The following is an 11,167-nucleotide window of genomic DNA, read 5'->3' on the forward strand; positions in this document are numbered from 1 at the left end:
GGTCGGCCCCGCGCGCTCCGCGGTCAGCCCCTGCGAGCCAGGTAGTAGCGGTTGAGTACGTCGCCGTCCACCTGGTGGGTGCGGACCTCGGTGAAGCCCGCCTCGGCCAGTTTGCTCAGGGCGGCCCGCTCTCCCCAGGCGGCGCCCAGGCCCTCGCCGCCCTGGCCGAGCGAGACGGTCATGCAGTGGAAGAGGGAGAGGGCGTAGAGCGTCGGGCCCAGCGGGTGGTCGATGTTCTCCTCCAGCGCGCTGGAGGCGGCGACGTCGGCCATCAGGAACAGCCCGTCGGGGCGCAGCGCCCGGGAGACGGCGGCGAGGGTCCGGGTGGGGTGGGCCAGCTCGTGGATCACGTCGAACGCGGTCACCAGGTCGTACCGTCCGGTGAGTTCCGCGGCGTCCGCCACGGCGAAGTCGGTGTTGCGCAGGCCCAGTTCTGCGGCACCGCGGCGAGCCGCGGCGATGCCCTCCTCGCAGATGTCGATGCCGCGGAACCGGCTCTTGGGGAAGGCGCGGGCCAGTGTGTGGACCGCGTGTCCCCGGCCGGTGCCGATATCGATGGCGTCGATGCCCTGTCGGAGCCGGTCGGTGAGGTCGTCGGCCATCGGGAGGACACCGTCCACCAGCGCCGCGTCGATCACCTGGGCGGACGCCTCGGCCTGGAGCCGCCGGAAGCGCGGGTAGGCGGAGTACGGGACGCCGCCGCCCTGGCGGCACGCCTCGACCACCCGCTCCTCCACCTCCCCCATCAGTGCCAGGTACTGGGTGGCTTCGGCGAGGTTCCGGGTGCCGGCCGCCCTGGTCAGGCTGGCGGCGTGCTCGGGCGGCAGGACATAGGTGCCGCTCTGCGGGTCGTAGTCGACGAAGCGGCCGACGACCATGCCGCCCAGCCACTCGCGGACATACCGTTCGTCCAGGTCGCAGGCGCGCGCGAGGTCGGTGCTGGTGGTCGGGGACATGGTCCTCATCGCGTCGAACAGTCCGGTCTGGTGACCGACGCTGCTGAGGAATGCCAGGCAACCGTCGTTGAACACCTGCGCCATGCGGCCCGCGAACGCCTCACAGGCCGCGGGATCGGGGTCGTGGGGGGTCGCCATGGTCCTTCCTTCCCCATCGGGCCGACGGGGTGTCCTGCCGTAGCCGGGCCGCCTTCCGTACCGCTCGATGTCCGGGTGCCGGGGCATTGCGGGCTCTGCTCTCCACGCTACGCCGGGCCGGATGCCCGGGCGGGGGCCAGCACCCCGGCGGCGCAGGCGGCGACCAGGCAGAAGGCCACCGGCAGCAGGAAGGTCGCCTGGAGCGGTACGAGGTGGGTCAGCGGCCCGATCACGGCGGGGCCCGCCAGCACGCCGAGGTAGCCGAGGCCCGCCACCCGGGAGACGTACGCCCCCGACGCCTCCGGGTCCAGGTGCCCGGCGGCGCTGAAGAACTGCGGCACCGCCCCGGAGAGTCCGAGGCCGAAGGCCGTCCAGCCGATCAGCGCCAGCGGGATCCAGGGGGTGAGCGAGGCGGTGGCCAGGCCCGCGGCGGCCAGCACCGTGCCGTAGCGCACCACCCGGACCGGGCCGATCCGGGCGACCACCGGGTCGGTGGCCAGCCGGCCGGCGGTCATCGCGGTGGCGAACCCGCCGTAGGCGAAGGCCGCGGTGGCGGCCGGGGCGTCCAGCGCGTCCCGCAGGTGCAGCACGCTCCAGTCGTTGGCGACTCCCTCGCAGAGCATCACCAGCAGGGCGAGCACGGCCAGCGCCCACACCCGGGACGGGGTGCCCCGGCCCGGGTCCGCCGCCTTGCCGGGGTGCGCCGGTGGGTCGTTCTCGGCGGTCCCGGTCGGCGCCGGTCCGCCGGTCGCGGGGTCGGGGCGGAGCAGGCCGCGGGCGGCGATCAGGGTCAGTACGATGCCCGCCGCGGCGGCCCCGGTCAGGGTGGCGGGGACGCTCCACCCCCAGCTGAGGGTGCGGGCGCCGAGCAGCGCCGCGAGCACGCCGCCGATGGAGAAGAAGGCGTGGAAGGCGGACATCACCGGCCGCCGGTAGCCGCGCTCGACCTGGACCGCGTGGGTGTTCATGCTGACGTCCAGGCAGCCGTTGGCGAAGCCCAGCACCAGCAGGGCGAGCGCCAGTGTCCAGGCGCTGTGCGCCAGCCCGGGCAGGGCCAGTGAGGCGCTGCACAGCACACCGCCGACGGGCACCAGCCGGTGGCTGCCGTAGCGGTCGGTGAGCGGCCCGCAGACCTGCATGCCGAGGAACGCCCCGCCGCCCAGGAAGAGCAGCAGCCAGCCGAGCACCGCGTGGCTGATCTGGAGCCGGTCCTCGATCGCGGGAATGTGGACCACCCAGGCGCCCATGAGCAGGCCGTTGAGGGTGAAGAAGGCGAAGGTGGACAGGCGTGCCAGGCGCAGCACCCGGGTGGGCGGCGCCGGCTGCGGAGGGGGCGTCGTCATCCCCGGGAGCGTAACGAACATACAATCAGTTCGAAAGATTGACTTACGCACGATCTTCTTGTGCGATACCCCCCATGGGGACACACCACGAGCGGCTCGCCGCGATCACCACCGCTCTGCGTGAGGCCGAACGGCTGAGCGTGGCCGAGCTGGCCGAGCTGACCGGCGCCTCCGAGATGACCATCCGCCGGGACCTGGAGCAGTTGGCCGAACAGGGGGTGCTGGAGCGCTACCGGGGCGGGGCCCGCAGTCTGGTACTGCGCGGCGAGGAGCCGCCGTTCGGGCTGCGGATCCGGGAGGGGCTGCCGGTCAAGCAGCGGATCGCGGCCGAGGTGGGCCGCATGATCGCGAACGGCGAGTCGGTCGTGGTGGACAGCGGCACCACCTGTCTGGAGGTCGCTCGGGTGCTGGCCGGACGGCAGCTCACCGTCATGCCGCTGTCCCTGCACGCGGCGCAGGTGCTCACCGCTCCCCAGGCCACCGCCACCGTGCTGCTGCCGGGCGGCCAGGCCCGCCGCGGCGAGCTGGCGGTCACCGGTCCGCTGGCCGAGTCCTCGCTGGCGGCCCTGCGTTTCGACACCGCGGTGATCGGCTGCTGCGGGCTCACCCCGGCCGACGGGCTGACCGCCTACGACCTGGCCGACGCCGCGGTCAAGCGCGCGGCGATGGCATCCGCGCGCCGGGTGATCGCGGTGGCCGAGGCCGCCAAGTTCTCCCGCACCGCGCTGGCCTTCGTCGCGCCCACCACGGCGCTGGACGCCGTGGTCACCGACGGGAGCGCCGACCCGGCCGACCTGGACACCCTGCGTGCGGCCGGGGTGGCGGTCCGCGGGGTGTGACCGCCCCGCCCACCGCCGCCCCGGTCTCCTCGGGCAGCGGGCGCGCCGTCAGTCGGCGCCGGCCTCCGGTCCCTGGCCGGCCGTGACGCGGTCCCGGCCCGCGGAGCCGGCCGGTACGCGCGCGGCGGGTCGGGCGGCCGGGACGGCCGGGGTCATGTCCATGGCGTGCAGCAGCGGGCCGGCCATGGCGGTGGTCACCAGGGCCATGACCACCATCACGGCGAACAGCCGGTTGTCGATCACCCCCAGCTGGCGGCCCACGTCGAGGATGACCAGTTCGGTCAGGCCGCGGGTGTTCATCAGGAGCCCGAAGGCGCCGGCCTCCCGCCAGGACAGCCCGGACAGCCGGGCCGGCACCATCGCGCCCAGCAGCTTCCCGCCCGTGGCGACCGCGAGCACCGCGAGCAGCACCGCGAAGCCGGACCAGCCGAGCGAGGAGAGGTCGACCGTGAGCCCGGTGAGGATGAAGAAGACCGGAAGGAGCAGGGTGGCGGTCTTCTCCAGCGGCACCTCGATGCTCTCCCGCAGCTCCTGGCGCAGCTGCCGCGGCATCGCCATCCCGAAGGCGAAGGCGCCGAAGATCGCGTGGGTGCCGATCCAGGAGGTGACGTACGAGGAGAGCAGCACCCCGGCGGCGACCAGGGTGAACAGCCGCCCGGCGCCGAGCCGCCGGTCGCCGCGCAGCAGCCCGCGGCGCAGCAGCGGGCGGACCACCAGCGCCATCACCAGGGCGTAGACGGCGGTGAGCAGCACCACCTCGACCAGCCGGCCCGGCCCGGCGGCCTCGGCCACCGCGGTCACCAGTACCAGCAGGCACCAGGCCAGGACGTCGCCGACGGCGGCGCACACCATCGCCGTCGCCCCGACCGGGGTGCGGTTCAACCCGGTGTCGCTGAGGATCCGCGCCAGCACCGGGAAGGCCGTGATGGACATGGCAGTACCCAGATAGAGCACGAAGGCGGCGCTGCCGCGGTCGCCGGAGTAGTGGCCGAGGAGCAGCGCGGCGAGCCCGGCCCCGAGGGCGAAGGGCACGACCATCGCCGAGGTGGCCATGGCGAGCATCGCACGGCCGCGGTTGCGCACCAGCGCGGCGTCCAGTTCCCAGCCGGCCAGGAACATGAAGAGCAGCAGGCCGAGTTGGGAGACCGCGGACAGCATCGGACGCGCCTCGGCGGGGAAAAGCTGCTGCGGCAGGTCGCCCGGCAGCAGCCCCAGCAGGCTGGGGCCCAGGGCGATGCCGACCGCGATCTCCCCTATCACGGGCGGCTGTCTCAGACGCCGGGCGAGTCCTGCCACCAGTGCGCCGACAAGGAGCACCAGGGCGATATCGGCCATGACGACCGCGTCCAGGGGGACATCGTGGGGCCCTGCCATCGATCCTCCAGAAGGTGGGAAACCATGGTGGTCCACCGCGCACAACCGCGCAGGCCCGTCAAGTCTGGTGCGGGCCAGGCTTGTTGACCAGTGCCTCCCTGGGCGTGCGCCGGGGCGTACGGTCCCGCGAGGATCGGGCGGACGCCCGCACACCGCTTGCTCCCGGCCCGTGCCGGCGGCGCCCGTCCGCGCCCTCCGCCTCCTGCCCGGCGACCGGCGGATGCCGGCTGGTGGCCGGTGGGCCCGGGCGCGCGCCTACCGGATCAGCGGATCCCCTCCCACAGCAACCGCTCCTCGGCCGCGGGGTCCTGGTGCACGGTGGGTGGGCCGTCGCCCAGTCGCAGTACGGAACGCCGCTCCCGGTACGCGGGCCAGTGCGGCAGCAGTCCGCCGCCGGTGCCCGGGTCGCCGGTGCGGGCGAAGGCGGTCCACGCGCCGCGCATCTGGTCGGACAGCTCCCGGGGCGCGGCGGTGCCGGTCAGCCGTCCGATGGTGTTGCCGAACACGAAACCGATCTCGCAGGCGTGGCAGGCGCCGAGGGTGCCGTCCAGCGCGGGCGACCGCCAGGCGAACTCGTAGAGATAGGTGTTCGCGCCGTGGGCGGCCCGGGCCTCGGCCAGCCGGACGGCGGGGATCCGGTAGGCGTGGTCGGTGAGCGCGGTGCAGAGCAGCTCGCCCCAACCGGCGTCCGGCCGGGTGGCGCGGTAGCGGGTCAACGCCACGTCGGCGTCCACGCCATGGCCGGCGAGCACGGTGCGCAGCAGCTCCTCGGTGACCTGGTGGTGGACACCGCGGGGCACCAGGAAGAAGCGGACCTCGTCGGTGTTGGTGCCGGTGAGCAGGGGGATCCCGGCTCCGGCCCCGGTGGCCGCGGCCTCGATCGGCCGGGCCGGCAGGGTGGCGCCGTCCACCACCGGCAGCACGGTGACGGCGCCACCGGCCGCCTCGCCCCACTGCTCGGTGTCCCGAGTGCCGGCCAGCTCCTGGGCGAGCGCGGTGTTGGCCGCCATCAGCCGCTGGGGGGAGGCGGCGGCCAGTGCCTCGGTGGTGTGCTCGACCCCGGCCAGGGCGGCCAGCCGCTCGGTGATCCGGCGGCCGGTCTCGGCGGTGTGGGTGTGATGGCCGGCTCCGCTCTGCGCGATGGCCCGGTGGAACAGTCCCCGGGCGGCGGGCATGGCCATCAGCGTGCAGATGTTCATGGCGCCGGCGGACTCGCCGAAGACGGTGACGGTGTCCGGGTCCCCGCCGAAGGCGGCGATGTTCTCCCGGACCCAGCACAGCGCGGCCCGCATGTCCAGGAGCGCCAGGTTGGCGGTCCCGTCGGGCAGCAGCAGGAAGCCTTCCGCTCCGAGCCGGTAGTTGAGGGTGACGCACACGACGCCGTCGGCGGCCAGCCGGGCACCGTGGTAGAGGTCGAGCGAGCCGGCGCCGTTGACGAAGGCACCTCCGTGGATCCACACCATGACCGGCAGCCCGCCCCCGGTGCGACCGGGGGCGGGCGTCCAGATGTTGAGGTTGAGGCAGTCCTCGCCCGGGTTCTCGGCGTTGGGGACGAGCGCGTCCATGGGCGGCCGGTAGCCGGGCTGGGGCGCGGTCGGCCCGTAGGCGAGGGCGTCCCGCTCCCCGGCCCAGGGCTCCGGGGGCCGGGGCGGGCGCATGCGGTTCGGGCCGAACGGCGGGGCGGCGTACGGGACTCCGAGGAAGGCGGTGACGCCCTCGCTCTCCCGGCCGCGCAGCCTGCCGTACTCGGTGCGGACGGTGATCTCCATGGTCGCCTGCCCTCCCTGGCCCCACGGGCCTTCGCCGGTCCTCCGACGGCGCGACGGCCTCGGGCCGTGCCCCCGGTCGGCCGCGGAGCGCCGAGGAGCGCCGAGGAGTGCCGCAGCCTCGGTGGTGTCCTCCGGGTGCGCCGTGTCCGAAGCCTTCCCGCCTGGGAGCCGTACCTCACCCAGGGCGTCCGTCCGGGTGCGCTGCGCGGTCGTCCCGCGGCGCACCAGGGCCCGGTCCGCGGGGTCGCGGCCGGGGGCCGGCACCCCGGTGACCACACACCGGCCGCGTTCGAACACGTGGGGTAAGACCATCGCACTTGATCTGGAACTGCCCCGCGCCCGGAGCGATGATGGAGGCCAGCCGACGGGCACGCCGGGCGGGTACCGGCCCCCGCCGTCGACTCGCGGCGGCTTGCGGAAGGAGTGCCTGAATGGGTTCGACCGAGGCGTTCCCAGCGGGTTCCGCCCCGACCGAGGCGAACTCGGCGGAGCCCGGGGACCTGCTGGACCTGCTGGGCGTGGCAGCGGTGATGCTGGACGCCAGGGGGCGGATAGCGCTGTGGAGCCCACAGGCGCAGGAGTTGTTCGGTTGGACGGCCCAGGAGGCACTGGGCGAGTACGCGGCCAAGCTGCTGGTGGCGCCCGAGCACCGGGAGCTGGTGCTCGGGATCTTCGCGGAGGTCATGGGCGGGGGCGAGCACTGGGCCGGCGTCTTCCCGGTGCTCCACAAGGACGGCACCACCCGGCGGGTCGAGTTCCGCAACATGCGGCTGCTGGACGCCTCGGGAGCCGGCTACGCGCTGGGCATCGCCGCCGACCAGTCGGTGCTCCGCGAGGTGGAGCAGGACCTGGCGCTGTCGGTGCGGCTGGTGGCGCAGTCGCCGATCGGGCTGGCGGTCTACGACGAGCGGCTGCGCTACGTGATGGTCAATCCGGCGCTGGCCAGGATGAACGGGCTGCCCGCCGAGGAGCACATCGGCCGCAGCGTCCATGAGGTGCTGGACTTCCTGGACACCGAGGAGCTCTCGGCCACCATGCGCAAGGTGCTGGCCACCGGGGTGCCGATGCTCAACCAGTTCACCGTCGGCCGCCCGCCGGACGACCCGGGTGTCGAGCACGCCTGGTCGGCCTCGCACTACCGGCTGGAGGACTCCAGCGGCCGGGTGCTGGGCCTGTCGACCTCGCTGATCGATGTGACCGAGCAGCACCAGGCGGCCCTGGCCGCGGCCCGTGCCCGCCGGCGGCTGACGGTGATCGCCGATGCCTCGGTGTCCATCGGGACCACCTTGGACGTGGACCGCACCGCCCAGGAACTGGCCGATGTGGTGGTCCCGGAGCTGGCCGACCTGGCCGCGGTGGACGTCCTGGACGCGATCCTGGAGGGGGGCCACCGGTCGGCGGCGCCGGCCGCGGGCTCGGCGCGGTTCCGGGCGCTGGCGGTCAGCTCCGCCTATCCGACCGAGGCGGTGGAGGCCGCCGACCCGACCGGGCAGATCGCCGCGTACGCCGACGACCGGGTGGTCACCCAGTGCGTGGTCACCGGCCGCCCGGTGCTGGTGGAGCGGGTCACCGCGGAGGACCTGCGGCTGATCGCCGCCAGCCCGCGCGCCGCGGAGCTGCTGACCCGGTCCGGGCTGCACTCCTACATGGCGGTGCCGCTGATCGCCCGCGGCGAGGTGCTGGGGGCGCTGACCCTGGGCCGCGCCCGGCATCCGGTGCCCTTCGACGAGGAGGACCTGCTGCTCGCCGGGGAGCTCGCCGCCCGCGCCGCGGTGTGCATCGACAACGCCCGCTGGTACCAGAGCGAGCGGCGCACCGCCCTCGCCCTCCAGCGCCACCTGCTGACGCACCGCCCGCCGCGGCCCCGGGGCCTGGACATCGCCTACCGCTACGAGCCCGCGCACGCGGCCGGCCGGGTCGGCGGCGACTGGTTCGACGTGATCTCGCTGCCCGGTGACCGGACGGCCCTGGTGGTGGGCGACGTGATGGGCAGCGGGATCAACGCCGCCGCCACCATGGGGCAGTTGCGCACCGCCACCCGGACACTGGCCGAGCTGGATCTGGGGCCGGCCGAGGTGCTGCGTCATCTGGACCGTACCGCCACTGACCTCGATCCCGCCCTCGCCACCTGCATCTACGCCCTGTACGACGCGCGGCGGGCCCGGTGCGTGGTGTCGGTCGCCGGGCATCTGCCGCCGGTCCTGGTCCGGCCCGGCAGACGGCCCGAGCTGCTGCAACTGCCCACGGGAGCCCCACTGGGCGTGGGCGGGGTGCACTTCGAGGAGACGGCGGTGCCGCTGTCCGCGGGCGAGGAGCTGGTGCTGTACACGGACGGCCTGGTCGAGACCCGCGACCAGCCGATACACCTCCGCCTGGAGCGGCTGGCCGAACTGCTGGCCGGGCCGCACGAGGATCTGGAGGCCCTGTGCGACCAGTTGCTGGCCGCACTGCGCAACCCTGACGAGCACGACGACGTGGCCCTGCTCATCTCCCGGGCCACCGCTCTTGATTCATAACGCTGACACATAACCATCGCATCTTGTTCACACATGAGTGTCATGTCTGTGTCACGCTCCCGGTTGACCGATGAACCGTCACCTCACCCCGCCCGCTGGGCAGATGCCTTCTCGGCGGACGGTGCGAGGCCCCCCGGGAGAGGACACACCCCACATGCCCGTCCGCCGCACGACACGCTGGATACCGCTGTCACTGCTGGCCGCCGCAGCCCTGACGGCCGGCGTGCTCGCACAGGCCCCGGCGACCGCGTCCCCCACCGCGGCCACCGCCTCCACCACGGTGAGCCCCTACGACGACACCTACTACCAGAACGCGATCGGCAAGAGCGGCGCCGAGCTGAAGAGCGCGCTGCACACCATCATCAAGAGCCAGAGCAAGGTCACCTACGACCAGGTCTGGAACGCCCTCAAGGACACCGACGAGGACCCGGCCAACTCGGCGAACGTCATCGAGGTCTACTCCGGCAAGTCGATCAGCAAGAGCCTCAGCGGCGGCGACGCCCACGACTGGAACCGCGAGCACGTCTGGGCCAAGTCCCACGGCGACTTCGGCACCGCCACCGGCCCCGGCACCGACCTGCACCACCTGCGCCCGGAGGATGTGACGGTCAACAGCATCCGCGGCAACAAGGACTTCGACAACGGCGGCAGCGCGGTCAGCGGCGCCCCGGGCAGCTACACCGACTCGGACTCCTTCGAGCCCCGCAACGCGGTCAAGGGCGACGTGGCCCGCATGATCCTCTACATGGCCGTCCGCTACGACGGGGACGACGGCTTCGCCGACCTGGAGCCCAACGACAAGGTGAGCAACGGCAGCCAGCCGTACATGGGCCGGCTGTCGGTACTGAAGCAGTGGAGCCTCCAGGACCCGCCGGACGCCTTCGAGAAGCGCCGCAACCAGGTCATCTACGACAAGTACCAGCACAACCGGAACCCGTTCATCGACCACCCGGAGTGGGTCGAGTCCATCTGGTGACGCGCGCGGCAGCGCGTCCGGGCAGCCCCCGGATCGAAGGTGACGCGCGTAGCGTCACGCCTGGCGCCGAAGTGACGCGCGTAGTGTCGCATCCGGCGCCCAGGTGACGCGCGTAGCCTCGGTCGGGCGGCGCCCGAACCGGCGGTCGGAGTCGTAGGACGGCTCCGACCGCCGCATCCGGTCCGGCCGTTCAGCGCCGGCCGAAGAACTCCACCTCGGCAAGGGCCAGTCGGCGGTTCTCGCGGGTGCCGTAGGCCCCTTCCACGGTCAGCCGGACCGCGACGACGTCCGAGCCGCGTACGTCAAAGCTCTGCTCACCGGGCTGGTCGCGGAGCTCGATCTTCTTGGTGCTGTGCTTGCCGTCCGCGTCGGTCAGGTTGACGATGAGCTCGGACGGCCGGGCCTGGAGCAGGAATTCGTCCTCCTTGGCCGAGCTGCCGGAGGTGATCAGCATCTTCCGCAGCTTCACCGGCTTCTCGAACTCGGCCTCCAGGTACTGCCCGGTGCCGGCGCCCGCCTTGGCCGGCGCCCAGTAGCGGTTGTTGAATCCGTCGAAGGCCGCGCCCGCCTGGTGGCCGGGTGCCGCGCTGGAGGCACGGGCGTCCATGGGGCGCAGGGCCTCCAGCTTGCTGGTGCGGTCCTGGGTGAAGTGGAACACCCGCGACAGCTGGGAGCGCCCGAACCAGGCCCCCGCCAGCAGGATGAGCGACAGCACCGGCAGGGTCAGCCGGGGCCGGGGCCACCTGCGCCGCCGGGGTCGGGTACCCGCCTCCAGCACCCGCTCCGAGCGGCGCAGGAGCCGGCGCCACCACGGCAGCCGAGTCGGCTGGGCCGCCGAGGACTCGTCGGTCACCAGGTCGGCGCCGCACATCCGGCACAGCCGGCGGTCATGGGCGTTCTCGGTGCCGCACCGCGGACAGACGCGGCCGGGGCGGTTCGCGGCGGCCTGCCGCCGCGCCGACGGCACGGGCGTGGAGCCCGTCTCGTCGTGCGCCCGGTGGTCGGGGCCGACGCCCCCGATGATCAGCCGCTCGTCGGGGCGGCGCGAGGTGACCGACGGTGTGGTGGGCTGCGGCACCGCGGCCAGGTGTGTGGTGGGCGCGTCGGGGGCCGGTCGGGTCGGGGCGGTGCTCGGCATCGGCGGCACCACGAACCCCGACCGCCGCGGCCGCCCCGTCTGCTCCGGGCGGTCCCCCTGGCCGGACGGGGATCCGGCGGGTGTGCCGTCCGGTGCGACCGGGGGCGCGGCGGACGGC

At 73.8% G+C, this 11,167-nt stretch carries 8 protein-coding genes; 3 read left to right on the forward strand and 5 right to left on the reverse strand.

Annotated elements, in window-relative coordinates:
* Positions 1–23: 23 nt before the first annotated feature.
* Together E4099_RS21335 and E4099_RS21340 are read right to left on the reverse strand one after the other, a co-directional pair.
* Entirely contained in the window at positions 24–1,094 is a 1,071-nt protein-coding gene (locus E4099_RS21335; protein ID WP_135340708.1) for a class I SAM-dependent methyltransferase, read from the reverse strand.
* A 107-nt stretch (positions 1,095–1,201) separates the two neighbouring features.
* Entirely contained in the window at positions 1,202–2,437 is a 1,236-nt protein-coding gene (locus tag E4099_RS21340) for an MFS transporter (protein WP_135340709.1), read from the reverse strand.
* Positions 2,438–2,511: 74 nt separating this feature from the next.
* Here E4099_RS21340 and E4099_RS21345 point away from each other — a divergent pair, with 74 nt between their 5' ends.
* Positions 2,512–3,276, forward strand: a complete 765-nt coding sequence (locus E4099_RS21345; protein ID WP_135340710.1) for a DeoR/GlpR family DNA-binding transcription regulator — start codon at positions 2,512–2,514, stop codon at positions 3,274–3,276.
* Positions 3,277–3,324: 48 nt separating this feature from the next.
* On the opposite strand, the gene E4099_RS21350 is transcribed toward E4099_RS21345, so the two are convergent.
* Both E4099_RS21350 and E4099_RS21355 read right to left on the reverse strand, forming a co-directional pair.
* Positions 3,325–4,650, reverse strand: coding sequence for a cation:proton antiporter domain-containing protein (locus E4099_RS21350; protein ID WP_135340711.1), 1,326 nt, complete (start codon positions 4,648–4,650; stop codon positions 3,325–3,327).
* 263 nt (positions 4,651–4,913) lie between these two features.
* Positions 4,914–6,419 (reverse strand): carboxylesterase/lipase family protein, encoded by a 1,506-nt coding sequence (locus tag E4099_RS21355; RefSeq protein ID WP_135340712.1) that lies wholly within the window; start codon positions 6,417–6,419, stop codon positions 4,914–4,916.
* Between the two features lie 431 nt (positions 6,420–6,850).
* Between E4099_RS21355 and E4099_RS21360 the strand changes: the two genes are divergently transcribed.
* Positions 6,851–8,935 carry a SpoIIE family protein phosphatase gene (locus E4099_RS21360; protein WP_135340713.1) on the forward strand — a complete coding sequence of 695 codons (2,085 nt, stop codon included), beginning with the start codon at positions 6,851–6,853 and terminating at the stop codon, positions 8,933–8,935.
* A 154-nt stretch (positions 8,936–9,089) separates the two neighbouring features.
* Positions 9,090–9,911 carry an endonuclease I family protein gene (locus tag E4099_RS21365; protein WP_135340714.1) on the forward strand — a complete coding sequence of 274 codons (822 nt, stop codon included), beginning with the start codon at positions 9,090–9,092 and terminating at the stop codon, positions 9,909–9,911.
* A gap of 190 nt (positions 9,912–10,101) precedes the next feature.
* On the opposite strand, the gene E4099_RS34400 is transcribed toward E4099_RS21365, so the two are convergent.
* Positions 10,102–11,167: zinc ribbon domain-containing protein (locus E4099_RS34400; RefSeq protein WP_245245050.1), on the reverse strand; the 1,066-nt coding region annotated here is incomplete at its 5' end.

It is taken from the genome of Streptomyces palmae (assembly GCF_004684805.1).
In the GTDB taxonomy this organism is placed as follows: Bacteria; Actinomycetota; Actinomycetes; order Streptomycetales; family Streptomycetaceae; genus Streptomyces; species Streptomyces palmae.

What these genes read in the sequence shown, in the direction of transcription:
- E4099_RS21335 (WP_135340708.1), bottom strand. Translation starts at nt 1,094, where the DNA reads ATGGCGACCCCCCACGACCCCGATCCCGCGGCCTGTGAGGCGTTCGCG.
- E4099_RS21340 (WP_135340709.1), bottom strand. Translation starts at nt 2,437, where the DNA reads ATGACGACGCCCCCTCCGCAGCCGGCGCCGCCCACCCGGGTGCTGCGC.
- E4099_RS21345 (WP_135340710.1), top strand. Translation starts at nt 2,512, where the DNA reads ATGGGGACACACCACGAGCGGCTCGCCGCGATCACCACCGCTCTGCGT.
- E4099_RS21350 (WP_135340711.1), bottom strand. Translation starts at nt 4,650, where the DNA reads ATGGCAGGGCCCCACGATGTCCCCCTGGACGCGGTCGTCATGGCCGAT.
- E4099_RS21355 (WP_135340712.1), bottom strand. Translation starts at nt 6,419, where the DNA reads ATGGAGATCACCGTCCGCACCGAGTACGGCAGGCTGCGCGGCCGGGAG.
- E4099_RS21360 (WP_135340713.1), top strand. Translation starts at nt 6,851, where the DNA reads ATGGGTTCGACCGAGGCGTTCCCAGCGGGTTCCGCCCCGACCGAGGCG.
- E4099_RS21365 (WP_135340714.1), top strand. Translation starts at nt 9,090, where the DNA reads ATGCCCGTCCGCCGCACGACACGCTGGATACCGCTGTCACTGCTGGCC.